At 63.7% G+C, this 25,184-nt stretch carries 21 protein-coding genes, 1 tRNA gene and 1 pseudogene; 20 read left to right on the top strand and 3 right to left on the bottom strand.

Annotation, left to right across the window (positions count from 1 at the left end):
* Positions 1 to 219 precede the first annotated feature (219 nt).
* The 16 genes and pseudogenes from CS1BSM3_RS13980 (at position 220) to CS1BSM3_RS13905 (ending at position 16,503) form a co-directional block, all read left to right on the top strand.
* Positions 220 to 1,146 carry a DUF2493 domain-containing protein gene (locus CS1BSM3_RS13980; RefSeq protein ID WP_143149205.1) on the top strand — a complete coding sequence of 309 codons (927 nt, stop codon included), beginning with the start codon at positions 220 to 222 and terminating at the stop codon, positions 1,144 to 1,146.
* Between the two features lie 347 nt (positions 1,147 to 1,493).
* The gene (gene traG, locus CS1BSM3_RS13975; RefSeq protein ID WP_072387651.1) at positions 1,494 to 3,482 is read left to right on the top strand and encodes an IncP-type conjugal transfer protein TraG; all 1,989 of its coding nucleotides are present in this window, start codon (positions 1,494 to 1,496) and stop codon (positions 3,480 to 3,482) included.
* Entirely contained in the window at positions 3,482 to 4,027 is a 546-nt protein-coding gene (locus tag CS1BSM3_RS13970) for a hypothetical protein (RefSeq protein ID WP_072387650.1), read from the top strand. Before traG ends, CS1BSM3_RS13970 begins: the two co-directional genes overlap by 1 nt.
* On the top strand, positions 4,020 to 5,024 hold the full coding sequence (gene trbB / locus CS1BSM3_RS13965) for a P-type conjugative transfer ATPase TrbB (RefSeq protein ID WP_072387649.1): 1,005 nt from the start codon (positions 4,020 to 4,022) through the stop codon (positions 5,022 to 5,024). Before CS1BSM3_RS13970 ends, trbB begins: the two co-directional genes overlap by 8 nt.
* A 164-nt stretch (positions 5,025 to 5,188) precedes the next feature.
* A complete protein-coding gene (locus tag CS1BSM3_RS13960) occupies positions 5,189 to 5,479 on the top strand; it encodes a TrbC/VirB2 family type IV secretion system protein (protein WP_072387648.1) in 291 nt (96 codons plus the stop codon).
* A gap of 13 nt (positions 5,480 to 5,492) precedes the next feature.
* Positions 5,493 to 5,765 carry a VirB3 family type IV secretion system protein gene (locus CS1BSM3_RS13955; RefSeq protein ID WP_072387647.1) on the top strand — a complete coding sequence of 91 codons (273 nt, stop codon included), beginning with the start codon at positions 5,493 to 5,495 and terminating at the stop codon, positions 5,763 to 5,765.
* A pseudogene (gene trbE, locus CS1BSM3_RS13950) lies at positions 5,759 to 8,167 on the top strand (conjugal transfer protein TrbE); the annotation flags it as partial. The gene CS1BSM3_RS13955 and the pseudogene trbE, both read left to right, overlap by 7 nt.
* Before the next feature lie 93 nt (positions 8,168 to 8,260).
* Positions 8,261 to 9,085: a P-type conjugative transfer protein TrbJ gene (trbJ, locus tag CS1BSM3_RS28590; protein WP_244540518.1), complete on the top strand. Its 825-nt coding sequence runs from the start codon at positions 8,261 to 8,263 to the stop codon at positions 9,083 to 9,085.
* 347 nt (positions 9,086 to 9,432) lie between these two features.
* A complete protein-coding gene (trbL, locus tag CS1BSM3_RS13940) occupies positions 9,433 to 10,722 on the top strand; it encodes a P-type conjugative transfer protein TrbL (RefSeq protein WP_072387646.1) in 1,290 nt (429 codons plus the stop codon).
* A 16-nt stretch (positions 10,723 to 10,738) separates the two neighbouring features.
* The gene (trbF, locus tag CS1BSM3_RS13935) at positions 10,739 to 11,437 is read left to right on the top strand and encodes a conjugal transfer protein TrbF (protein ID WP_072387645.1); all 699 of its coding nucleotides are present in this window, start codon (positions 10,739 to 10,741) and stop codon (positions 11,435 to 11,437) included.
* Positions 11,434 to 12,435 carry a P-type conjugative transfer protein TrbG gene (gene trbG / locus CS1BSM3_RS13930; RefSeq protein WP_072387644.1) on the top strand — a complete coding sequence of 334 codons (1,002 nt, stop codon included), beginning with the start codon at positions 11,434 to 11,436 and terminating at the stop codon, positions 12,433 to 12,435. Before trbF ends, trbG begins: the two co-directional genes overlap by 4 nt.
* Positions 12,432 to 13,718, top strand: coding sequence for a TraB/TrbI/VirB10 family type IV secretion system protein (locus tag CS1BSM3_RS13925; RefSeq protein ID WP_072387643.1), 1,287 nt, complete (start codon positions 12,432 to 12,434; stop codon positions 13,716 to 13,718). Before trbG ends, CS1BSM3_RS13925 begins: the two co-directional genes overlap by 4 nt.
* An 18-nt stretch (positions 13,719 to 13,736) precedes the next feature.
* Positions 13,737 to 14,057 (top strand): DUF736 domain-containing protein, encoded by a 321-nt coding sequence (locus tag CS1BSM3_RS13920; RefSeq protein ID WP_072387642.1) that lies wholly within the window; start codon positions 13,737 to 13,739, stop codon positions 14,055 to 14,057.
* 4 nt (positions 14,058 to 14,061) lie between these two features.
* Complete coding sequence (locus CS1BSM3_RS13915) at positions 14,062 to 14,592, top strand: acyl-CoA thioesterase (protein WP_083528576.1); 531 nt, start codon at positions 14,062 to 14,064, stop codon at positions 14,590 to 14,592.
* Positions 14,593 to 14,597: 5 nt separating this feature from the next.
* Complete coding sequence (locus CS1BSM3_RS13910; protein WP_072387641.1) at positions 14,598 to 16,259, top strand: MFS transporter; 1,662 nt, start codon at positions 14,598 to 14,600, stop codon at positions 16,257 to 16,259.
* 16 nt (positions 16,260 to 16,275) lie between these two features.
* Complete coding sequence (locus CS1BSM3_RS13905) at positions 16,276 to 16,503, top strand: helix-turn-helix transcriptional regulator (protein ID WP_083528575.1); 228 nt, start codon at positions 16,276 to 16,278, stop codon at positions 16,501 to 16,503.
* 810 nt (positions 16,504 to 17,313) lie between these two features.
* On the opposite strand, the gene CS1BSM3_RS13895 is transcribed toward CS1BSM3_RS13905, so the two are convergent.
* Positions 17,314 to 18,591 (bottom strand): AAA family ATPase, encoded by a 1,278-nt coding sequence (locus CS1BSM3_RS13895; RefSeq protein WP_072387640.1) that lies wholly within the window; start codon positions 18,589 to 18,591, stop codon positions 17,314 to 17,316.
* Positions 18,592 to 18,955: 364 nt separating this feature from the next.
* Between CS1BSM3_RS13895 and CS1BSM3_RS13890 the strand changes: the two genes are divergently transcribed.
* The gene (locus CS1BSM3_RS13890; protein WP_072387639.1) at positions 18,956 to 20,470 is read left to right on the top strand and encodes a serine/threonine-protein kinase; all 1,515 of its coding nucleotides are present in this window, start codon (positions 18,956 to 18,958) and stop codon (positions 20,468 to 20,470) included.
* Positions 20,471 to 20,742: 272 nt separating this feature from the next.
* Here the strand turns inward: CS1BSM3_RS13890 and CS1BSM3_RS13885 are convergent.
* A tRNA-Pro gene (locus CS1BSM3_RS13885) sits at positions 20,743 to 20,820 on the bottom strand.
* A 316-nt stretch (positions 20,821 to 21,136) separates the two neighbouring features.
* On the opposite strand from CS1BSM3_RS13885, the gene CS1BSM3_RS13880 reads away from it, so the two are divergent.
* Together CS1BSM3_RS13880 and CS1BSM3_RS13875 are read left to right on the top strand one after the other, a co-directional pair.
* Positions 21,137 to 22,159, top strand: a complete 1,023-nt coding sequence (locus CS1BSM3_RS13880; RefSeq protein WP_072387638.1) for a class I fructose-bisphosphate aldolase — start codon at positions 21,137 to 21,139, stop codon at positions 22,157 to 22,159.
* Between the two features lie 29 nt (positions 22,160 to 22,188).
* Positions 22,189 to 22,650: a hypothetical protein gene (locus CS1BSM3_RS13875; RefSeq protein WP_072387637.1), complete on the top strand. Its 462-nt coding sequence runs from the start codon at positions 22,189 to 22,191 to the stop codon at positions 22,648 to 22,650.
* Between the two features lie 101 nt (positions 22,651 to 22,751).
* Here the strand turns inward: CS1BSM3_RS13875 and hspQ are convergent, their stop codons facing one another.
* A complete protein-coding gene (gene hspQ, locus CS1BSM3_RS13870; RefSeq protein ID WP_072388225.1) occupies positions 22,752 to 23,075 on the bottom strand; it encodes a heat shock protein HspQ in 324 nt (107 codons plus the stop codon).
* Positions 23,076 to 23,321: 246 nt separating this feature from the next.
* Between hspQ and CS1BSM3_RS13865 the strand changes: the two genes are divergently transcribed.
* Positions 23,322 to 24,980 carry a thiamine pyrophosphate-binding protein gene (locus CS1BSM3_RS13865; RefSeq protein ID WP_072387636.1) on the top strand — a complete coding sequence of 553 codons (1,659 nt, stop codon included), beginning with the start codon at positions 23,322 to 23,324 and terminating at the stop codon, positions 24,978 to 24,980.
* The last annotated feature ends 204 nt before the right edge of the window (positions 24,981 to 25,184 follow it).

The raw sequence follows: 25,184 nt of genomic DNA, 5'->3' as shown, positions 1-25,184 counted from the left end.
CTCCACGCAGACGGGGCCGCACCCGGCCTTCCTAAGAGGCGATCGGGCCAGAACCGGTCGCGGCCGCAAGGGCGGCGCGCGGCCGGAGGCCGCGCTTGCCCTCCTCCGCTGCGCTCCGGCCTGGCAGGCTGCGCCTTTGGGTGCTGGCCCCGGCCGGTTCCGGCTGGTCCGTCGCCGGAAGGCCGCGATGGGCGCGGCCTCGCTGAGGAGAGGTGTTCCATGCCTTTCGATCACACCACTGACGCCACCGCATCTCCAACGGCCCATCTGCTCGAAGAGCTCGCGCTCTACGCTCATCGTCCCTTCGACGATGAAGCTGATCCACGTCCGTTGCCCGAGCCGGCAAAGCTCCAGGGCGCTCTCGCCGACATCTTCGATGCGCTGGTCGCGACCTTGTCGGACACCCGTCTCGAGCCTGACCTCGAGGTCCTGCTGTGGTCGGTGGTCAACGTCTTCCACCGCCGGATCGACCGCATCGAACAGGAGCTGGACAAGAACGAGGCCGCCCAGCGGACAAGCCAGCGCGATCAGGACGGCTCAGAGGTCCGCTCCGTCGAGCTCGAGAAGCTCATCCGAGAGGGGCTGACGCTGATCGAACGTCGCAACAGCTTCGAATTCATCCGTGATGGCGCTGCCGAGCTGTTCAGCATCCATACCGGATCGGTGTGGCGCCCCCGTGCCGGTTCGATGGTCAACCGGTCGACGATGACAGCCGCGATGATCGACAGCCGGGAGTTCATCAATGCCCGCCGCCGGGTCGACGCCGAGACGCTGCTCCCGAAGGGCACCAGGATTGCCTTCGCCGGCGGCGTCGACTGCAATGATCATCATGGCATCTGGGCAGTCCTCGACAAGGTCCAGGCCAAGCATCCCGACATGATCCTCCTGCACGGCGGTGCGCCGCGCGGCGCCGAGAAGATCGCCGCCTGCTGGGCGGAAGCGCGCAAGATCACGCAGATCGTCTTCAAACCTGATTGGGCACGCCATGCGAAGGCTGCGCCCTTCAAGCGCAATGACCAGCTCCTGGATGCCATGCCGATTGGAGTCGTCCTGTTCCCAGGTTCCGGCGTGACCGGCAACCTCGCCGATAAGGCGAAGGCGCGCGGCATTCCGCTGTGCGACTGCCGCAACCGCGGCAGCACGTAGCCGCCGCTTCACTCAACATCATTGATAAAATTCATCGGAGCAATTCCAGCTCCGCTGGACGAGCGCTGCTCGCGTCGCTGACAGCAAGCATCATAGCGGATCGACATCTCTCATTGTCATTTCCCTGTACGTTCGAATCTGCAGCTTCACATTCGATTTGCGATCAACGGTCGTATTGGTATCTTCCATTCGCACGCACGGACGGCACTGCCGACATTCCGCCGCAAAGGCTGCACGACCCTTCACGTTTCAGCACAATCGAGCGCAATTTACTGGATTGAATAAGCGCGCGCTCTCTTGCGACCCTTTCGTTGCGACGATCATTCCGTCCGAAAGGCTCGCCGATCATGCTCCCGCTTCGCTCCGCGATCATCCAGGGTCTCATCGCTACCACGCTTATCGCGACGTCGCTCGTGGTCGCCACACAGTGGGCCGCTGCGATGCTGGGATCTCAACCCGCTCTCGGCGCAGCATGGTGCGAGATCTTCGGACTCAAACTCTACGCGCCATGGAAGCTCTTCGTCTGGTGGCTGGCCTTCGACAGCCAGGCACCAGACGTCTTCGCACGCGCCGGCGCCGTTGCCGCCTTCGGGGGGATTGCCGGCGGCGCTGTCGCTGTCGGGGGAGCCGCCCGGCGGGCCAGCCGTAAGAACACAATAACAACCTACGGCTCGGCCCGCTGGGCGGACGACGCGGATGTACGCGATGCGCAACTGCTGAGCGAGAAGGGCATTGTCCTCGGCCTCTGGAATGGCCAGTACCTGCGCCATGACGGTTCCGAGCATGTCATCGCCGTAGCGCCGACGCGCTCGGGCAAGGGTGTCGGCCTCGTCGTACCGACACTGCTGACGTGGCCCCATTCGGTCGTCATCCACGACATCAAGGGTGAGAACTGGACGCTGACTGCCGGCTGGCGCTCGCGCTTCTCCCATTGTCTGCTGTTCGATCCGACCAATCCGCTCTCGGCGCGCTTCAATCCGCTGCTCGAGGTGCGGAAAGGCGCGATGGAGGTGCGCGATGTGCAGAACATCGCCGACATCCTCGTCGATCCGGAAGGCGCACGCGAGCAACGCGATCACTGGGAGAAGACCGCGCATGCGCTACTGGTCGGCACCATCCTGCACGTTCTCTACGCCGAGCAGGAGAAGACGCTGTCCCGCGTCGCTACCTTCCTTTCTGATCCCACGCGCTCTATCGGGCGCGCGCTCTCGATCATGCTGACCACCAATCACCTGGGCACGGATACGACTCCAATCGTACATCCCGTCGTCGCGTCGGTGGCGCGCGAGCTCATGAACAAGGCCGACAATGAACGCTCCGGCGTGGTTTCGACGGCCATGAGTCTGCTCGGGCTCTATCGCGATCCGATCATCGCCACGATGACAGCGGCCTCGGACTGGTCGATTGCCGATCTCATGCAGGCCGGGCAGCCGGTCTCGCTCTATCTGGTCGTACCGCCGTCCGACATTTCCCGCACGCGACCACTCGTGCGCCTGATCCTCAATCAGATCGGGCGTCGGCTGACCGAGACGTTACCGAAGAATAGTGTGTCCGATCGACCGCTGCTGCTCATGCTCGACGAGTTCCCCGCGCTCGGCCGGCTCGATTTCTTCGAGTCCTCGCTCGCCTTCCTTGCCGGCTATGGCGTGCGCGCCTTTCTCGTCGCCCAATCCCTGCACCAGATCGACAAGGCCTACGGTCCCAACCACGCCATCCTCGACAACTGTCATGTCCGCGTTGCCTTCGCCCCGAACGACGAGCGCACGGCACGGCGTCTCTCGGATGCGCTCGGCACCGCGACCGAACTTCGGGCGCAGAAGAACCTCTCGGGCCGCCGTCTCGCCGCCTGGCTATCGCACGTCACCGTGTCGGAGCAGGAGACAGCGCGGCCGCTGCTGACGCCGGGCGAGATCCTGCAATTCCCCTCGACCGATGCGCTTGTCCTCGTTTCCGGCGCGGCACCAATCCGTGCCCGGAAGCTGCAATATTATGCCGATCGCAACTTCCTCGCACGCCAGCTGCCACCACCGACGCTCGCCTCAGGCGGTTATGCGGACGCGCCCCCAATCCGTGCCCACGATTGGCCGAGCAAAGCACGCACCACGCATCCCAAGCTCGACAAGGCCTGGTCCGAGACGGCAACGGCTGAGGAAGATCCGCCCCGCACCCGCCAGATCGCGCGCACCAAGACCAAAGCGAAGCCCCGTCAGGTTAGCGACCTGCCCCTGTTCGCCGATCTTGGGACAGAGGCGAAAACCGCGCCGCAACCCCATGTCGGCCCATCACGCGACGATGACGACACGATCGTGCCGTTTCCGGGAGGCGCGCGGGGCTGATGGCCAAGAAGCGTTACGCGCTCTACATCTCGCGCGCCCTTGCCAACAAATTCGATCTCGTTGCCGAGCAGCGGCACGGCTCGAAGTCGGCCATGCTCGAGGAAGCTCTCCGCTTATGTCTCGAGCCAGAGAAGGTGCCCGGCGTCGAGGAGGTTCTCGTCCGGCGTCTCGACGAGCTGCACAAGGTCGTTGGTATCGTCAATCGCGACGTCGCCATCGTGACCGAGACCCTGGCGCTGTTTGTCCGCTACTTCCTGATGATCACGCCACCGTTGCCGCAAAGCGAGCAGGAGGCCGCCCGCCTGCTCGGACGCGAGCGCTTCCAGGTGTTCGTCGCCCAGGTTGGCCGCCGCCTCGCCACCGATCACCGCCTCGTAACCGAGGTGCTGGAGACCATTACCAGCAACAATCCTGATCTCTTCGCGACTGCTGCGGACGACGCGCCACTGCGTAGGCAGGAGGCCGGAAACGGGAATGGCGCCTATCGCGAGGTGCCTGCCGCGAAGGAGCCTACCGACTCCAAGGAGGATACAGGCCATGGCTGATCTTCTATCCCTTCACGCTAGCCTGGAGGCACAAGGCCGTCGCCGCCAGATGCTGCGAACGGCATTCGGTCCGGCGATCGCCGCCGCCTTGACTGACCCGACCGTGATCGAGGTGATGGTGAACCCGGACGGACGGCTGTGGATCGATCGCGCTAGCATCGGCCGCCAGGACAGCGGCGAAAGGATTGGCAGCGCCGAGGTCGAGCGCATCATCCGCCTCGTCGCGGCCCATGTGCATCGCGAGGTGCACGCCGGTGCGCCGATCGTCTCGGCCGAGCTCCCCGAGACCGGCGAGCGCTTCGAAGGCATCATGCCGCCCGTCGCCATGGCACCGTGTTTCTCGGTGCGCAAGCCGGCCGACGTTCTCTACCGCCTCAAGGACTACGTCGCCGCGCGCATCATGTCGCCCTTGCAGGCCGACGCCCTCACGATGGCCGTGCGTGAGCGCCGCAACATTCTCGTCGTCGGCGGCACATCCTCCGGCAAGACCACACTAGTCAACGCGCTGCTCGCCGAGGTCGCCGATTGCGACGAGCGCGTGCTGATCCTGGAAGACACCCGCGAATTGAAATGCGCGGCCACCGATTGCGTGGCGCTGCGGACCAAGCCAGGGGTTGCGTCCCTTGCCGACCTTGTGCGCTCGACACTGCGCTTGCGTCCTGATCGCATCATCGTCGGCGAGGTGCGCGGCCCAGAAGCCCTCGACATGCTGAAGGCCTGGAACACCGGCCACCCCGGCGGCATCACGACGGTCCACGCCAACTCCGCCGAAGCGGGACTCTATCGTCTCGAGCAGCTCGTGCAGGAGTCCGTCATCACGGTCCCGCGCGATCTCATCCTCGAGGCCATCGATGTCATCGCCTTCCTCGCGGGCCGCGGCGGTAACCGCCGGCTTGACGCGCTCGTCGAGCTCACCGGCCTCGATGACAGCGGCGACTATCAGCTCAAGCCGCTCGGAACACCCATCCTTCGACCTGTCGGACCGACCGGAGCATGACAATGCGCCCACGTATCGGAACGGCTTGCTACGCAACAGGGCTGCCGCCCTGCAACCCGCCCGGCGGGACACCCGCCGGACCACCCGTCTTTTGCAGTTCACAAAAAGAAGGGGGTTCGGGGTCTCCCCGAATGGGTGTGGGCGATAGCCCGCTCGCGCAGCGAATGCTCGCTTTCGTCATCACCATGCTGATCGTCACACCCGCCACGGCCGCCGGCTCCGGCATGCCGTGGGAAGCGCCGCTGCAGCGCATCCTCGAGTCTATCGAGGGACCGGTGGCCAAGGTGATCGCGGTCGTGATCATCATCGTGACCGGCTTGAGCCTTGCGTTCGGCGACATGGGCGGCGGTCTGCGCCGGCTGCTGCAGATCGTGTTTGGGCTCTCCATCGCGTTCGCCGCCACGTCGTTCTTCCTGACGTTCTTCTCCTTCGCGGGCGGCGCGCTCATCGACTGATCAGGAAACACCCATGCTCGGACAACCGACCTCACTTCCAGGCTTCGAAGTCGCGCTACATCGCTCGCTGACCGAACCGATCCTGCTTGCGGGTGCACCACGCAGCTTCGCGATCCTCAACGGCACGCTCGCCGCTGCGATCGGCCTCGGCCTGAGGCTGTGGATCGCCGGTCTCATCATCTGGCTCGTCGGCCACGCCTTCGCGGTGTGGGTCACGCGGAAGGATGCCGAATTTCTCACCGTTCTGTCCCGTCACGCCCGCCATAAGGGAGCGCTTTCATGCTGAACCTCGCCGAGTATCGAAAGACTACGACCGGCCTTGCCGACTACCTGCCCTGGGCCTGCCTCGTCGCGCCCGGCATCGTGCTGAACAAGGACGGGTCCTTCCAGCGCACGATCCGTTACCGCGGTCCCGATCTCGACAGCGCGACGGATGCGGAGCTCGTTGCCGTCTCGGCGCGCCTCAATAACGTGCTGCGCCGCTTCGGCGAGGGCTGGGCCTTGTTCTTCGAGGCCGAGCGCGTGCCCGCAAACCAGTATCCTGGCCATCGTTTTGCCGACGCCGCCTCGTGGCTTGTTGACCAGGAGCGGTATGCGGCCTTCTCGGCCGACGGCGCACATCATGAGAGCCGGTATTATCTGACGCTTCTCTATCTGCCGCCGCCCGAGCATCACGGCCGCGTTGAGCGGCTGCTCTATGAGCGTCAGGAAGGCTACAGCGACGAGGCCGATGTCTGGGGTCAGCTCGCCTGGTTCGAGACCGAGACGACGCGGGCGTTGGAGCTCTTGGCGTCGATCCTTCCCGAGGCCGTAGCGCTCGACGATGCCGAGACGCTCGCCTATCTGCACGGCACGATCTCGGAGAAGCGTCATCCGGTGGCGGTGCCGACCGTTCCGACGCACCTCGATGCCATCCTGTGCGATACGCCGTTCCTCGGCGGCGTCGAGCCGAAGCTCGGCCGCCAGCACCTGCGCCTGCTGACCGTGACGGGCTTCCCGAACACGACGACACCTGGCCTGCTCGACGCGCTCAATGATCTCGGCTTTGCCTATCGATGGACGACGCGCTGGATCGCCCTCGACAAGATCCAGGCCAACAAGCAGCTCACCAAGCTCCGACGCCAATGGTTTGCCAAGCGCAAGTCGGTCGCTGCCATTCTGCGCGAAGTCTTGTCCAACCGCGAGACGGCGCTCGTCGACTCGGACGCTGACAACAAAGCGGCCGATGCGGACGAGGCGCTGCAAGAACTTGGCGCTGACGATGTCGCATTCGGCTACCTGACGAAGACGCTCATCGTCGGCGATGCTGATCCCAAACGCGCCGACGAGAAGCTCCTGGCACTGGAGCGCATCATCAACGGTCGTGGGTTCACGACCATCCGAGAGACCTTGAATGCCGTCGAGGCCTGGCTCGGCTCGCTGCCCGGTAACCCCTATGCCAACGTGAGGCAGCCGATTGTGCACACGCTGAACCTCGCACACATGATGCCGGTTTCGGCGGTGTGGGCCGGGCCGGAGCGCAACCGCCATCTCGATGCACCACCGCTGATGATGACGGAGACGCGCGGCGCGACCCCGTTCAGGCTCGACCTGCACAGCGGCGACGTCGGGCACGCCTTCGTCGTCGGCCCGACCGGATCCGGCAAATCGGTTCTTCTTTCCCTCCTGGCTCTCCAGTTCCGCCGCTTCATCGGCGCCCAGGTCGCGATCTTCGATCGTGGCAGGTCGGCGCGCGCGGCATCCCTCGCCATGGGCGGTGAGAGCATCGAGCTGGGCCTCGAGGGCACGCTGTCCTTGCAGCCGCTCGCGCGCATCGACGAGCCCGGCGAACTCGCCTTCGCGCTCGAATGGGTCAGCGGTCTCGTCACCAACGAAGGCGTGACGATCACGCCCGAGATCAAGGATGCGTTGTGGACCGCCCTGAAGAGCCTCGCCTCGGCGCCGAAAACAGAACGCACGCTGACAGGCCTCGCCGTGCTCGTGCAGTCGAGTGCATTGAGCCAGGCACTGGCGCCGTACACGCTTGAAGGTCCCTACGGCCGCTTGCTTGACGGCGCAACCGAGAACCTGGCGCTCACCGATGTCCTGCATGTGGAGATGGAGCCTCTTATGCAGCACAAGCGGCTGATTCCGCCCGTGCTCACCTATCTCTTCCACCGGCTCGAGGCGCGCTTCGTCGGCCGGCCGACGCTGCTCGTCCTCGACGAGGCCTGGACCTTTCTCGACGAACCGATGTTCGCGGCGCGCATACGCGAATGGCTCAAGACCCTGCGGAAGAAGAACGTCGCCGTTCTGTTCGCCACACAGTCGCTCGCCGACATCGAGCGCTCCGTGATCGCGCCGGCCCTTATCGAAAGCTGCCCGACGCGCATCTTCCTGCCCAATGATCGCGCGCTCGAGCCGCAGATGCGTGCCGTCTACGAGCGCTTCGGCCTCAATGGCCGCCAGATCGAGATCCTCGGTCTCGCGACGCCCAAGCGCGACTACTACGTGCAGTCGGCGCAAGGCAACCGGCTGTTCGAGCTCGGCCTCAGTCCCATAGCGCTGGCACTCACCGCCGCCTCGTCCCCCGACGACCAGAAGCTGATCGATGACGTCATCATGGAAGCTTCGGAGGCCGGCTTCGCGGATACGTTCCTTCGTGCCAAGGGACTCGACTGGGCCGCCCATCTGCTGAAGTCCTTCCCCGGCGCACCCCGTCCGCGGACGACACCGCCGCCGCTGCCGCTGCCACGCACCCTGCCGACGGCATCGTCACCGCAATCCGACACGCCGGAAGCGGTGGGAGCGCCGGAGCCAGCGCCGACAGCACCAACCCGCGACGATCTGCTCGAGCGACTGGCGCCACCCCCGTTAACGGCCAAGCCCAACCGTGCTGAGCGCCGACGCGCGGCACGTGGCGTCCTCACCGCGATCGCGCTGGCGCTCTTGACCTCGACGGCCATCCCGCCCCGAGCACATGCGCTGACCGTATTCGATCCGGTAAACTACCAGCAGAATCTGCTGTCGGCCGTCCGTGCGCTCGAGCAGATCAACAACCAAATCCGGGCCTTGCAGAACCAGGCGCAGATGATCTTGCGCATGGATCAGAACCTGACGCGCCTCGGAAGCACCCTGTCTCCTGATCTCCAGCGCACTCTGACCGCCATCCAAACGCAGCTCCGCTCCGGCAACGGTATCGCTCTGAAACTCCAGCAGACGCAAAGCACCTACGAACGCCTCTTCCCGGCCCAGGTCTCGGCTGCGCTGTCATCCGACGACGTGCTTCGCAATGCCAAGACACGGTGGGGCGAGGAATACGCAGGCCTTAAACGCGCCGCCCTCCTGCAAGGCCAGATCGTCGACGGCATCGAAACGGACACGCGACTGCTCGGCGATGCCATGACGCGATCCCGCAACGCCGTCGGTGCGCTGGAAGCCACCCAGGCTGGCAACGAGCTCACCAGCCTCGCCGTCAAACAGTCGCTCTCCCTGCAAGGACTGCTGGCCGCGCAACATCGCGCAGAAACCGTCAGCCGCGCCCGCGATCTCGCCACTGAGGACGAAGCCCGCCAGCGCTTCAAATCCTTCGTTGGTACGGGATCCGGATATTCGGCAAGTCGATGAGAATGGGAGAAATTGAGATGGAACGCGCAATGTTCACTTCGCGACGCCGAGCCATGTCGGAAACATGCGTCCAGCATCGCCCGCACCCCAGCCGGCAGAACCGCCTACATCATTATGCGCGAGCGCGCACGGGCCGGACCAACCGTCTCTTGCGATATCCAAAAAAGAGGGAGTTTGAGGGACACGTCCCTCAAGCGGGTGCGGGCGGCAGCCCGCTCGCGCAGCGACACCGCCGCGGCAGACGACGATGATATTCGCCACAGCCTGACACTTCACCTCTGACGACAATGTAACGGCGAACGCGATTTCCGCCGACGGCGGAGCCTTGCCCGGAGCTCGAAAAGCGAATGGACGATTTGGCGATCATTGATCAGTTCACGGCGACATTCAGCCGTTACATCGACAGCGGCTTCGGCCTGCTTGCCGGCGACGTGGCGTTCCTGACGAGCATTCTGATTGCGATCGACATCACGCTCGCGGGGTTGTTCTGGGCGCTGATGGGCGAGGACAATGTCATCGCGCAGCTCATCCGCAAGGTGCTGTACGTCGGCTTCTTTGCCCTTCTGCTGTCCAACTTCCAGAGCCTCGCCGACATCATCTTCCAGTCGTTTGCGGGGTTGGGGCTGAAGGCCACGGGTACGTCGCTGACCTCGGCCGATCTGATGCGGCCGGGGTTTGTTGCCTCGACCGGCTTCACCGCGTCGAAACCGCTTCTGGAGAAGGCCGGCGAGCTGATCGGCATCACGACGTTCTTTTCGAACTTCGTGACGATCGCGGTGCTGATGCTCGCCTGGGTGATCGTGCTGCTCGCCTTCTTTGTGCTGTCGGTTCAGCTCTTCATCACCATCATCGAGTTCAAGCTGACGGTGCTGGCGGGCTTCGTTCTGGTGCCATTCGCGCTGTTCGGCCACACGGCGTTCCTCGCCGAGCGGGTGCTCGGCAACGTGATCTCGTCAGGCATCAAGCTCATGGTGCTGGCGATCGTGGTCGGGATCGGGTCGTCGATCTTCGGCACGGTCATGCGCCCGACTGGCGAGGTGACACTGACGCAGGCGGCGTCGTGCATCCTCGGCGCCATCGCTGTGTTCGGCCTTGCGATCTTCGTGCCCGGCATTGCCGCCGGACTGATCACCGGCGCACCGCAACTCGGAGCCGGCGCCACGGTTGCGACCACGGCCGCACTCGGCGGCGTCGCGGTTGCGGGTGGCATTGCGACGGCAGGTGCGGCGCGCATGGCGGGCCGCGCGGCCGGTGGTGCGATCAAGTCGGCCGCGTCGCTCTCGGGCCGTGTCGGCGCGGCCTATGAGGCGGGTGGCGCAGCCGGCATCGCAAGCGCCACTGTCTCCGGGCCGGCCTCGCGCATGGCGTCTTCGGCAACCGCGCCCGTGCGCAATGCTTACCGTCACGGCGCCGCGCAGGGATATCGCGATGCAGCCCCATCGGGAGAAGTTGGCGGCCAAGGCCCCGGTGTCGATGGCCCGGGCGGCAGTGCACCCGCATCCGGACCGCCGGCTTGGGCGCAGAGCATGGCCCGCCGACAGCGCATGACCCAGGCCGGAATGATGGCGGCGCACGCGCTCAGGGAGGGCGACCGCCCCGGCATGAGCAGCGGCCCGGATCTCAAGAACAAGACCTAGAAGGGGAACAGAGACCATGTCGTTCAAGCGGTCGACCTTGCGCTACGGCGAAACGCCCGAGCCAGTGACGCCGTACCAGAAGGCGGCGCAGGCCTGGGACGAGCGCATTGGGAGTGCAAGGGTGCAAGCGCACAACTGGCGCCTCGTCGCGGTCGGCAGTCTCGGGCTCTCCCTTCTGCTCGCGGCTATTCTGCTCTGGGTTGGGCGGACCGGCGCAGTCGTGCCCTACATCGTCGAGGTGGACTCGCGCGGCGGGACGCGCACCGTAGGCCCAGCGGCCGAGACTTACACGCCGAGCGACGCGCATATCGCCTTTCACCTGTCCCGCTTCGTCGACCACGTGCGCGCGCTGTCGATAGATCCCGTTGTCGTCCGTCAGAACTGGCTCAAGGCGTACGACCTCGTGACCAACGCGGCCGCAGTCACGCTCAACGAGTACGCCCGCGAGATCGACCCTTTCTCGCGCGTCGGCCGGCAGACCGTCGCTGTCGAGGTGACGAGCGTCGTCCGCGCATCGGACACCTCCTTCCAGGTGCGGTGGCAGGAGCGGACCTTCGAGGGTGGAGCAGTGAGGGATACAAAGCACCTCACCGGCCTCTTCTCGATCGTCATCACCCCGCCACGAACCGTCGAGGCCGTGCGCAAGAACCCGCTCGGCATCTACGTGCACGCTTTCAACTGGTCGCAGGACGTCACCACCGGAGAGTCCAAATGAGCAGGCTGCGTAGCTTTGCGATTGTGCTGATGACGTCGGGCGGCCTCGGCGCGTGCGCCAGCAGCGTCAGGGTGCCGGAGATCCCGATCCTCGACAGCCCGGCGATGGCAGCTGCACGGCGCGAGCCGGAACCGAAACCGCCCGTCCGCTATGTCGAGGTGCCAACGCCGCTTCCTCTTCCCGGCCAGCTCAAGCCCGTCGGCAAGCGTGCCGAGAAGGGGACGGACACCCGTTCGCCGTCGGAGCGTGTGGCAGGGGCCAACGCCGCGGCGCGTCTCGAGCCAGTCAAGGATGGCTACATCAATGCCATCCAAGTCTATCCTTACACCAAGGGTGCGCTCTACCAGCTTTATGCCGCCGTCAATCAAGTGACGGACGTCGCGCTCGAGGCGGGTGAGAAGCTCGTCTCGGTATCTGCCGGCGACACGGTGCGATGGGTGGTCGGAGATACGACCAGCGGCGAGGGCAAGGACGCCCAGGTCCACATCCTGGTGAAGCCGGTCGGTGCCGACCTCGAGACCAATCTGGTCATCACCACCGACCGGCGCACCTATCACCTTGAGATGCGCTCGAGCGACAAGACGTACATGGCCTCGGTGTCGTGGACCTATACCGCCGCCGAGCTGGTTTCCTTGCGCAAGCAGCGCGATGAAGCGGCCGCCTCGCTCGCTTCGATTGCGGATGGTGGCGTCAACATCGATCAGCTGCGCTTCCGCTATCGAATCGAGGGCGACGCGCCGTGGAAGCCGCGACAGGTCTTCGATGACGGCGCCAAAGTTTACATCCAATTCCCCTCTGGCCTTGCACAGAGCGAAGCGCCGCCACTGTTCGTCATCGGCCCGGACGGCAAGTCGGCACTCGTCAATTACCGCGTACGCGGCACCACCTACATCGTCGATCGTCTGTTTGCCGCGGCCGAGCTGCGTCTCGGCACGGCCCCGCAGCGTGTCGTGCGCATTGTCCGCACGGATGCGGTCTGGCGGGAGACACGCTCATGAGCGAGACCGAACCCGACAAGAAGCCCGAACCCAACAAGAAGGCCGAGACGGAGAAGGTCGCGCCCGAGACGCTGGAGCTGCGCGCGCGGCCGCAACCGGTGACCCGCATCAACCGCAAGGTTGTGTTCGGTGGCGCGGCCGTCGTGCTCCTGCTGGTTTCGTTTCTGATGCTGGTCGCGCTACAGCCGCCCAAGCTCCAGGTCGGCGCGCCGCGCGAGTTCATCAACGTTGAGAACAAGCCGATCACAGAAAACCTCTCCAGGTTGCCGGCGACTTACGACGGCGTGCGCACGGAGCGGCCGCCCGAGCCGGTACGTCCGCCATCAGGCATCCCGCAACTGACCGAGCCTGGCGGAGATCCGATCGACCAGACGGAACAGATGGAGCGCGCGCGGCTCGCGCGCATGGCGGGGCAGGCGCGGGAATCCCAGGTCTTCTTCCGTCTTCAATTGAACGCACCGCCGCAGGAGAACGCGGTCCGCGCCGAGCCGATCTCGCAATCGCGATCGACAACAACCGCCGGCGACTCTGCGGCGCTGACCGCGTTGCGTACGGCGGACCAGCCTCGCGCGCTTACCGCAGGTGGCGTGGAGCCCTCCGGTACGGACGCGACGGAAAGCCTGCGCAAGCTGACGTTCCTCCGCTCCGGCCCCGAGAAGGAGATCTACAATCCGCATGGCTTGCAGACGCCGGTCTCCCCCTATCAGCTGATGGCCGGGACGGTCATCGCCGCCAGCCTCGTGACAGGACTCAATTCCGATCTTCCGGGCTTCGTCATTGCTCAGGTGACGGAGAACATTTTCGATTCTGTCTCCGGCCGATTTCTGCTGATCCCACAGGGCTCTCGTCTGATCGGCAGGTATGACAACGTCGTCGCCTTCGGCCAGGAGCGTGCGCTCGTCGTCTGGCAGCGCATCATCATGCCGGACGGCTCGTCTGTGGTCATCGACAATCTGCCGGCCACGGACACTGGCGGATATGCCGGCCTTGCCGATCAGGTCGACCTCCACACCTGGCAATTGTTGAAGGGCGTCGCACTCGCGACCGTGCTCGGCGTCGGTAGCGAGCTTGTGTTCGGCGGCTCTGGCGACAGCGATCTCATTCGCGCGCTGCAGCTCTCGACGCAATCGACGACCAATCGCGCCGGCCAGCGCCTCATCGAGCGTCATCTCAACGTCCAGCCAACGATCACCGTGCGACCGGGCTGGCCACTTCGGATTATCGCCCACAAGGACATCATCTTGCGCCCCTACCGCGCCGCCGCACCAATCACCGCTAACTGACCAAGGAGAACGCAGAGCATGCCCGTCATCGGAACCTTCTCAGCCGTCAACAACGGCTACGCCGGCATCTTCCACACGCTCAGCACGAACGCGCCGATAAGATTCCTCGCCAACGACCGTAAGGAGACGGAGAGCGCACCGGATTTCCGCATCGTCCATGGCAACACGGAGATCGGGGCCGCCTGGCGCAAGACAAGAAAGGGCTCCGAGCAGACTTACCTGCGCGTGCGGATCGACGATCCGTCTTGGCCACAGCCGATATGGGCGATCCTCCTCGAGGCAACAGAGGACGACGTTGTCCGGCTGATCTGGCGTCGTGACAAGCCGGAGGGAGCCTGAGCCCATGTCTGCCTCCGATGCCATCAAGAGCACCGCTCACCGGTCATTGCCGGAAGGGGAGCGCGACCGCCTGCGTCATAGCCTCGATGACTATCCGCTCCGCACAACGGAAAAGTTGCGCTTCGCAGATACCGACTGCAACGGGCACATCTCCAATGCCGTGTTCGCCGTTTGCTGCCAAAACGCTCGGATGGAGGTGCTTCACGACCCGCGACGCGTTCCGCTGCCGATCGATGGCCAATTCGTCATCGCGCGGCTCGAGATCGATTTCCTCGGCGAAATGCGCTGGCCGGGCACGGTCGTGATCGGCACGCGGTGCGAGCGTATTGGTCGCACGTCGCTCATGATGGCACAGGCCCTGTTCGTCGATGGGCGATGTGCTGCAAGTGCCAGATCAACGGTCGTGCTGATGGATCGCACGACTCGCCGCGCGACGTCGCTGCCGCCGGAAACGGCCTCTGCACTCCAGGCGTTCTGCGCTCCGCTGAACGGGAATGGCCTGCTGCATCCCTACTCGCAGGAACAGGAGAGCTAGCCGGCATGGAGATCGCGGTAGAACGGTCACACGATCCATATTTGCATGCCACCCATGGCTTGGTTGCCGATCCAGACGAGCAGATGCCGCGGATCCTGAGCAGGCCAACAGGTCAAGCAAGTGAAGCAGGCGATGGACCGCGTCTCTGGCATCTCGTCGCCACAGTCCTGCTCCCCTTCGCCGTAGGCTACTATCTCAGCTATCTCTATCGCACGATCAATGCGCTGATATCCGGCACGCTCGTCAATGAGTTCGGCCTGTCCGCAGCCGATCTTGGCGTGCTCACGGCCGTCCTGTTCCTGACATTCGGCGCACTTCAGCTTCCGCTCGGCGTATGGCTCGATCGCTTCGGGCCGCGACGCGTGCAAGCTGTTCTGCTTGCCGTTGCTGCGATCGGTGCCGCCGTCTTTGCCTCCGCGCACGATCTCCTCGGCCTGATCCTCGGGAGAGCTCTGATCGGCCTCGGCGTCGCCGGCGCATTGATGGCTGGCCTCAAAGCTCTCGTGCTGTGGTTTCCCACCGAGCGCATCGCACTCGCGAACGGCTGGCTCATCACATTGGGCGCGCTCGGCGCCGTCACGGCGACAGCACCGGCCGAGATGCTGATCGCATCCATCGGATGGCGCGGCCTGTTCCTGCTCCTCGCGATTCTATCCGCGAGTGCTGCTCTGCTGATCCTGCAGTTCGTGCCGGAACGCCCCACACGAGGGCGAGGTGAAACGACCGCTTCCGGCATGACCATCCGAGCGGTCTATCGAGATGCTCAGTTCTGGCGCATCGCTCCGCTCTCAGCCACAACCATCGGCTCGGCCTGGGCGCTCCAGAGCCTGTGGGCCGGGCCGTGGCTTGACGAAGTCGAAGGACTACCGCGCCACGACGTCGTCATGCACCTCCTGCTCATGGCGCTCGGTCTCAGTGCGTCCGCGCTGATCTTTGGCACTGCTGGCGATCGACTACGCCGACGAGGCGTCTCGCATTCGGCAACCTTCGGGTTCGTTACCGGGCTCGCCATGCTGGCGCAGCTCGCCCTGGTTCTGCGCTGGCCAGTCCCCGCCTGGCTCCCCTGGATCGCGATCGCCGGTATGGGCGCCGGCACAGTCCTGAGCTACGCCATCGTGACGGAGCTCTTTCCGAAATCCGCGTCAGGACGCGCCAACGGCGCGCTCAACCTCCTGCACATTGGTAGTGCATTCGCCGTGCAGGTGACCGTAGGCTTCATCGTCGAGCTTTGGCCGGTCGACTCTGGCCGCCATCCGCCCGTGGCCTACCAGACGGCGCTCGGCATCAACCTCGCGCTGCAAGTCGCTGCGTTCCTATGGCTCGTGCGACCGAGGCGACGCACAGTCTTCGCAAGAAGCCTGCCGGCTCATCCCATCCACGCGCTGGCCAGGACGCTGGGCGTGCCGGCCGCCGTGGCCATTCCCTACCTTCAGGCGCGGCAGGATTGGCGGTCCCGACAAGCGATCGCGCGGCGCCAAGTAGCCGCATGGCGTTCGACGGCGCTGGTGTCGGTCGTGATCATGGCCGCGATCAGCTCCTCGCTCCTGTTTCCGGCTTCCACTTCAGTACCACCACTCGCGCAGTTCACATCGCGCGAAAACCCCACCGTGGCTGCGGCTCATGCCTTGCCCGCGCGTATGATCGCCTACTTGAGGTCAATGCAATGAAAGGAGCTACATAACAATGACGACCGACCAGGACGTCAGCACGACTGCAAGCTCGGCGTCCGACGACATCTTCTGGAGCCTGAAGACAGTACGGCAGAAGACAGGCCTCTCGTCGGCGTCAATCTACCGCTACATGGCGCTCGATCTGTTCCCAGCCCGGCGGAAGATCGGTCCCAATCGCGTCGCCTGGCTCGCATCGGAGGTGAAGGCATGGAGTGAAAGCCGGCCTGAGCCCAAGGCATAGTTGGGAAGCGGTACCCGCGGCGCTCGATTCCGCCATACGCTTTGCATTGCAGCAGACCAGTCGACCGCAACATCATAGCTCGCGAAGTTCATCGCGGAGGTTGCCGACAAAGCTGGCACGCAGAAGCCTCAGTTGAACCCATTCTAAGACCGTCCCAGCTGCGGGGAGAATGCTCCGCCTATCGCTTGACGACGATAGTTCTCAGTTTGGCAACAAGCATGTCAACATCTGTGTAGGGATCTGTCCCCGTATGAGGGCTGTGATCTTCGCGCAGCCGAGCAGAACGCTGGCTCGCGACCGCCAGATGGTCTTCCGTGGCTGCGTAGGTCCCTGCCATCCCTTTGTCGTAGCCAGGGAGGTATTCCCGCAGCTTCGCTAAGATCTCATTGCGCGAAAAAAAACGCCAGGACGTTCTCGAAATGAAGTAGAAGCCAGAGCTCGAAGCAGGGAACAGAGGGGACGGCAAAGAACCTAACGAGTTTTTTCTCATCGTTCCTGAGCGTGTTGTCGAGCTGCTCCGCCCTCGTCAATGCATTGTGGTAGGTCGCATGATCGTCGCGGTCGAAGACAGCATAGACGTGCTCGTATTCCCTGCTTTCATTGAACAGTGCCTCTGCGTCGTCGACAATCTGTCGCGGTTGGGTTCGCCCTGCGTGCACGACGCGCACATGCACAGGCGGAACGCGGTTGATTTTGCGAATTTCCTCTAAGTACTGAGGCTCCGTCTTTTTACCTTCGCATACAATGAGGACACGGTCATAAGGCGGCCGTTGACCGCGCTTTCGTCTAAGGTCTCTCGCGCTGCGAGGACTACGGCGAGCCACGCTGCCCCCCAGCTGCAAGCCGCTCCGCTAGAATGGGCACGCCGCCATAGCGGCCGCTGAGATAGCCCTTCTCAAGCGCCTCGCCCTTGCGCGGCGCAAATTCCGTGAGGGGGACGAGCGCCGACGATTGATCCTGTTGCTTCTCCGCAAGCCAAATCTGGTCGCGCCGCAGCAAGTGACCGTCGAGCAGGCTTGTGTCATGCGTCGTGAATACGAGCTGTGCGCCGCGCTTGTTTTGTTCAGGATCGTGAAAGGTATTCACAATCTGGCGGACAAGCAGCGGATGAAGGCTGCGATCAAGTTCATCGATCACCAACACTTTGCCGTGCTTCAGGATGTCCAGGATTGGTCCAGCGAGCGAGAAAAGCTTCTGCGTGCCTTGGGATTCGTCCGCGTACTCGAACTTTGCGGTGGTCTTGCCTGCACGATGCTCGAAAATTGGAAAAAGAAGCTCCCCTTCCTCTCGCTTGGAGTTTGCTCTCCCCGTCGCGAGATCAAACTGGAACATCTGCTGAAATCCTTTGCGCTTCTCGGCCCCAATCGAAGCGATCGCAAGGTCGGCAGAGCCCATCATCGAGCGAATGGCAAGCTCGCCCTCGGCTTCCTGCACCATCCGCGTCGTGAAATCATACGGGATATGGCCGCCGTCCAGATGAACGATGAGATAGTCCGCAAACCAGCGGTGCAAGGGTGCAAGTTGCTCGCTGTTTAATTGCACAGCCGTAGATAGGAACAGCGCATTCGGGCGCGTCGCATCTTGCCAAGCCTTCTTCTGCCCCAGCAGGAAGGAGGTTGTCTCGTAGACATCTTTATCCGTCTTGGCGTCATAGTTGCGATCAAGCCATCGCTGAGCCTTTGACTTTGGATACACGAATAGCCACTCGCCAACGATGCGGTCCGGCGTGAGCTTGAAGCCATATTGGTAGCGCACGCCTTCCAGGATCACCGTCACCTCGAAGAGCGTCGGCTCTGTTTTGAGCTGTTCGTCGAGCAAGAACGGCTGAACATTAAGCTTCTGCGTTGGCTGTAGAGAGAAAGAGCCAAGCACCACATTGCGCATGAATAACATCGCACGCAGCAGGTTCGATTTACCGCTCGCATTGGCCCCGTACACGACGCCGCTCCGCAGAGCGCGGGGAAGCGCGGCTACTCCTGTGGCTGTCAGATTAGTCTCAGCGTGCTCTCTGTCGCTGCTTGCGACCAAAGAGAACGTGCTCTCTTCACCGAAGGAGCGATAGTTGCGCAGGCGGAACTCTAACAGCATGATATCACCTCGTTTGAGGTCGATATTTGCACAAGTTCTGCAAATAATCCATCCATATCTCTTGCACAACCCATATGCCGGTGCTAAGCACAGCCCTTATTAACCGATCTTAACTAACCCTGCGCCTTCCGATCGACTGCGGCCCAGCCGTCGATGCCCATCCCGGGCGCGACGCGGAGGAGACCAAGCCGCCGTGACAGGGAAACAGAGCCTACGCGCTCGCATGTCCGCAGAAATCCCATGCGAAGGGCGAGAGGACTTCACTGGGTGGACATCATTCCTGGCGCCTCAATGAAGGCGACGAGCGCGTCTTGAGTCCGGTCGAAGACCACGCAGGGCGAACGGCGCAGCAAGGACCAGAAGCATGCAAAAAATCAAGCTTCCACGCGGGGAATGGCAATTTGATCAGAACGCTCCGCTCGGCAAAGCCGGCGGCTTTGGCGAAGTCTTTCGTGGCGTCGGTTCGACAGGAAACGTCGCGATTAAACGCCTAAAGCTTACCGCGACCCAGGCAGCTCACCGCGAACTCGATATTGCCCGAAACCTGAAAGGCCGGACACTTCAGAACGTCGTCCCCATACTCGATGCCGGGCAGGACGCCGAGAGCGATCGCTATTTCATTGTCATGCCGGTGTGCGATCACAGCCTTCAGGATGTCATCGACAAAGAGGGCGAAAACCTCGGGCTCGATGCAGCGCTCGTAGCGCTGCGGGCCATCGTTGCCGGTCTCCTTGAAGTGAAAGACATTGTGCATCGCGACCTGAAGCCGGCTAACGTGCTTTGTCACGAGGGTGTGTGGAAGCTGGCAGACTTCGGCATTGCAAAGTTCGTCGAGGATTCAACCTCGCTTGAAACGCTTCGCTCCAGCCTGACGCCACTCTACGCCGCTCCAGAGCAATGGCGCCTGGAACGCCCGACCAGCGCCACCGACGTTTACGCGCTCGGCTGTATTCTCCACGCGCTGACGACCGCCAAGCCGCCCTTCGTTGGCAGCCTCGATCATGTGCGCAACGCGCATCTCAATAGCCCGCCGCCTGCGATCGCGACATGTCCACCCCGCCTAGCAACCTTCGCTTCCCTCATGCTTCGCAAGTTGCCAGATGCGCGGCCTACGCTCGGACGTTGCCGTGAGATTTTCGCGGAGAGTCACATTGAGACGAAGGCCCTTTCGCCTGCACGCCACGCTCTGACGCAAGCGGCTGCGGAGGTGGAGCAGCGAACCGCGCGAGAAGATGCCGAACGGGCGCAATGCGAAGAAGCGCAAAAGCGGCGGGCGGCGCTTGCCAAAAGCGCGATCGCCGACTTGAAAGCGCTGGTGGGTAACGTCAGTGAAGAGATCAAGCAATCCTACGAGCGTGCGAAGGCCAGCCACAAGGGCTTGTTGGAATTCGGGTTTGCGCAGTTCGGCATCCTGCGCGAGCCTGAGGCGATCGACCAACATTGGTGGCACCGCGGCGACTTGCGGTCGCTCGTTGATCGGCTTCGCTGGGACATGGTGGCTTGGTCGACGATCGGCGTGACGCAGAGCCGTCAGCACAGCGGTGGCAATTACACATGGTCGTCAACATTGATCTATGCGGATCGCGGGGATGGCGCAGGCTACCGTTGGTATGAGGTCGCATTCTTCACAAGTGCCCTTAGCCGCCGCAGCGGACAGCGTGACGAACCCTATGCGCTCGAAATCCACGAAGTGGATTTCTTTCAGGCGCTCTCGCCCACCATGCACACGGTCGCGGTCGCCTACGGGCCGCTGGCGATTGACGGCGAGAATGAAGGGGAGTTCGCCGAGCGTTGGCTTGGTCTGGTAGCCAAAGCTGCTGCAGGGCAACTGGAACGACCACGCTCTATGCCCGTTCAGGACTTTAGGCGGATCACCTGAACAAGGCGTCCAGCTTGCTGCGCCAATCTACAGCCTAGCAGATGCTCAGCACCGAGAGACGGAAGGCGACGGCCTCGCGGCAAGAACGGATGCGCACGAACGCACTGCTCATCCCCCGAAAAGGTCGATCACGCCTTCTCTTCCAGCGCTGGGAAGCTTCGCCGTTTTGCGTCCCATATGTGTCCCCGCCGCGAAAAAACAGTGTTCAAATGGGAAATTGATCCGCCATCGGCTTAACTCATAAAGATCTGATATTATTGACTTATTTTAATTGGTCGGAGCGGCGAGATTCGAACTCGCGACCCCCAGTCCCCCAGACTGGTGCGCTAACCAGGCTGCGCTACGCTCCGATCCGTTTGCCGACCTGCCCCATGGAGGGCCAAGCCGGGCCCCAGCCGCCTGTTCTGCCGTGCATTTCACGGCGCCTCGGGGCTGAGGGCCCCCGCCTGTAGAAATGCCGGCAGGGAACCGCGCCCACGGGTACTCGACACGCCGCACCCCGTCAAGGAACTTGGGGGCCGCATACCGGTTGCACTCGCAAGAGCCCGCCCGATTTACCCCGTACGGATAAGCCATGGTGCGAGGCTAGCGGCAGAGCGCCATCCGCGCTAAATCGACGGTCACCGAATTCGCGCCCCGAGCGGCCCCAGCATAGCGGAGGAAACCATGACGATGACGCTTGAACAGGTAGCAGAGGCGATGGTCGCCCCCGGCAAGGGCATTCTTGCCGCCGACGAGAGTTCCGGCACCATCAAGCGCCGCTTCGACAGCATCAAGGTCGAGAACACCGAGGACAACCGCCGCGACTACCGCGAGATGCTGTTCCGCTCGACCGACGCGATGAAAACCGCGATCTCCGGCGTCATCCTTTATGATGAGACCATCCGCCAGAAAGCCAAGGACGGCACGCCGCTCTCGAAGATTATCGCCGATACGGGCGCGCTGCCCGGCATCAAGGTCGATGGCGGCACGAAGCCCCTCCAGTTCTGCAAAGGCGAGGTGGTCACCGAGGGCCTCGACGGCCTTCCCGGCCGCGTGAAGGAGTACGTCGGCCTCGGCGCGAAGTTCGCGAAGTGGCGCGCGGTGATCGACATCGGCCACGGCATTCCTTCCTACACCTGCATCAAGGCGAACGCCCACGCGCTGGCGCGCTATGCCGCGATTTGCATCGAGGGCGGCCTCGTGCCGATCGTCGAGCCGGAAGTGCTGATGGATGGCGCGCACGACATCGATCGCTGCGCCGAGGTCACGGAGTGGGTGCTCAAGGAGGTCTACCAGGAGCTCTACTACAACCGCGTCGTGCTCGAGCAGACGATCCTCAAGCCCAACATGGTCATCGCCGGCAAGCAGTGCGCACGCCAGGCGAGCCGCGAGGAAGTGGCCGAGAAGACGGTGATGGTGCTGAAGCGCTGTGTGCCGGCGGCTGTGCCGGGCATCGCGTTCCTCTCCGGCGGCCAGTCCGACGAGGATGCGACGGCACACCTCCATCTCATGAACGCCATAGGCAACCTGCCCTGGAAGCTCTCGTTCTCCTATGGCCGCGCGCTGCAGGCTGCCGCGCTCAAGGCCTGGAGCGGCAAGGGTGAGAACTTCGCCGCCGGTCAGCGCGCTTTCAGCCACCGCGCGAAGATGAACGGCCTCGCCGCTGCCGGAAAGTGGAGCGAGCAGCAGGAAAAGGCTGTCGCGTAATCGCGCTTCGGCACGAGGATCAGCGGGCGATGCGGGGACGGCTTTCAGGCTTTGCCGCATGGCTCGCGTTCGCTGTGACCTTCGGGGTCACCCCTGACGCGCGGGCCCAGAGCTTCATCGACCGCAATGCCATGAGCCGCGACGAGATCGTCGCGGCTTTTGTCGATCAGCAACTCTCCGGCATCTATCCGAGCGGCCTGCCGTGGAGTGAGCTCATCCGCGCCGACGGCACGAGCGACTACCGCGAAGGCGGAAACCGACGCGAAGGCCGCTGGTGGATGCGCGGCGATCAGTTCTGCTTCCGCTACGAGCTGCCGATGTCGGGAGGCTGCTTCCGCGTCGTGCGCATTGGCGCGAACTGCTACGAGCTCTACGCCGTCACGACGAGCGGCACCGCGCCGCCTGCCCCGCCGAATGCTGAAGGGCACTGGAACGGCCGCATGTGGCGCGATGATGCTGCACCGACGTGCGAGGAGCGGCCGACGAGTTGATCTCGGCGCACGCGGCAGGCGGCGTTCCCGTCAGGCGACACCGCCGGCATAGCACCACGATTGTGGTTGAAGGCCTCTTCCCAGCAGCCGGCGGTCACCAATCAATGCGGCTGGAGGAACTTTGCGCGATAGCGGCCGTCGGCACCGGCGACGAACAGCTCCTTCACCTGCGGATGGCGCAGCGGCGTGCCGGTCGTGTCCGGCAGCAGGTTCTGCTCCGAGACATAGGCGACGTACTCGGTGTCGGCGTTCTCAGCGAGCAGGTGATAGAAGGGCTGCTCCTTCTTCGGGCGGATCTCCTCGGGGATCGACTCCCACCATTCCTCGGTGGAATTGAAGACCGGATCCACGTCGAAGATGATCCCTCGAAACGGATAGATCCGATGGCGCACGACTTGGCCGAGCTGGAACTTGGCCAGTCGCATGCCGCGGTCGGCCCGGCGCGATTTCGGCGGTTTTGCTGAGCTCATGGTTCGAGGTATCGCCAATCCACGTTCAATCTGTCAATGGTCGCCTCGTTCTCGCGCGCGCCGCAATGGCAGCTCGGCACTATAGGACTATCTCAGGCGGACGTGGCGTCTTAGATTGCGCGGCGAGATCAACGACGCGCGCCAATTTCCCCGGCGCGACGCAGCCCAAACCACCCCCTAGGCGAGGAAGAGAGACGAAACATGCGTCACGGCGGCAAGATCCTGATCGACCAGCTTGAATCTCAGGGCGCGACGGCGGCGTTCACAGTCCCGGGCGAGAGCTTCCTTGCCGCCCTGGACGGACTTCACGACTCCAATCGCATCAAGACGGTGATCTGCCGCCAGGAAGGTGGCGCGGCGATGATGGCCGAGGCCTGGGGCAAGGTCACGGGCGAGCCGGGCATCTGCTTCGTGACGCGTGGCCCCGGTGCGGCGAACGCCATGGCGGGCCTGCACGTCGCGCAGCAGGACTCGACGCCGATGATCATGTTCCTCGGCCTGCCCGGCGAGAAGCACGAGGACCGCGAGGCCTTCCAGGAGATCGAGACCAAGCAGCTTTTCTCCTCGTTCGTGAAGTGGGCGGCAGTGATCCGCTCGACGACGCGCATTCCCGAATACGTCAGCCACGCCTATCACGCGGCAAAGAACGGCAGGCCGGGTCCCGTAGTGCTGGGCCTTCCCGAGGATATGCTCTCGAGCACGGGCGAGGCGACCGATGCCAAGCCCGCACGCTTTGCTCATCCGGCACCGAGCGCCGGCGATCTCGACGAACTGAAGGCCGCGCTGGCAAAGGCGAAGCGGCCGGTGATGATCATCGGCGGCCCGGGCTGGAGCCGCGATATCCAGAAGAGCGTCGAGGCCTTCGCCGAGCGCTACGACATGCCGGTGGCGGCGGCGTTCCGCTATCAGGATTACATGGACAACCGGCATCCGAATTACGTCGGTCACGCAGGTATCGGCCTCGATGCGAAGCTTGCGAACGCGATCAAGGGCGCTGACGTGCTGATCGTCATCGGTGCGCGTCTGGGCGAGATGACGACGTCGACCTATACGCTCGTCGACATTCCGAACCCGAGCCAGTACCTCGTGCACGTTCATCCATCGGGCAACGAGCTCGGCTCGGTCTATCGCGCCGATCTGCCGATCAATGCGACCGCGGAGACATTCGCGCGCGCGCTCGATGGGCTCGGCAAACCGGCGGCGACGCCCTGGAGCGGGCTGCGCAAAGAGCTGCGCGCCAGCTACGAAGAATCTCTGAAACCGGTTCCGACCCCGGGCGCGGTGCAGTTCGCGGAGGTCGTGCGCACGGTCTCGGACATGATGCCGGAGAACGGGGTCATCACGAACGGCGCCGGCAACTACGCGGGCTTCGTTCACAAGTACACGCAGTACAAGGGCTACAAGAGCCAGCTCGCGCCGACGTCAGGTTCCATGGGCTACGGCTTGCCCGCGGCAATCGCGGCCAAGCTCGCCGACCCGACGCGCACGGTCGTCAACTACGCGGGCGACGGCTGCTTCATGATGACGTCGCAGGAGTTCGCGACGGCCGTGCAGTATGGGCTCAATGTCGTGACGATCGTCGCCAACAACGGCATGTACGGCACGATCCGCATGCACCAGGAGCGGCACTATCCCGAGCGCGTCGTCGGCACGACGCTCGTCAACCCGGACTTCGCCGCCTACGCGCGCGCCTTCGGCGGCCATGGCGAGACCGTCGAGCGCACCGAGGACTTCAAACCGGCTTTCGAGCGGGCGCTGAATGCCGGCAAGCCCGCCATCATCGAATGCCACCTCGATCCCGAGGCTCTGACACCGCGCCAGACCATGAGCCAAATCCGCCAGGCTGGCGGCAAGAAGTAAGGCAAAACCAACTACTTGGCCTCAACGGCCGCCCAGCCTCTGGCTGGGCGGCCGTTATCATTTCATACCCGCGCCGAGACCGCCAAGTCGTAAACAAGCAATTAAATTAATATTCACCTCATTTACCAAGGCGATTACTAACAATCGACTAAGTCCACCAAATGTATTACTCATTGTATACCACGAAACACGACACAGCAGGGC

This window comes from Hyphomicrobium sp. CS1BSMeth3, from assembly GCF_900117415.1.
Classification (GTDB): Bacteria; Pseudomonadota; Alphaproteobacteria; order Rhizobiales; family Hyphomicrobiaceae.
Note: the sequence above shows the minus strand (reverse complement) of the source record. Positions and strands in the feature narration are given on the sequence as shown.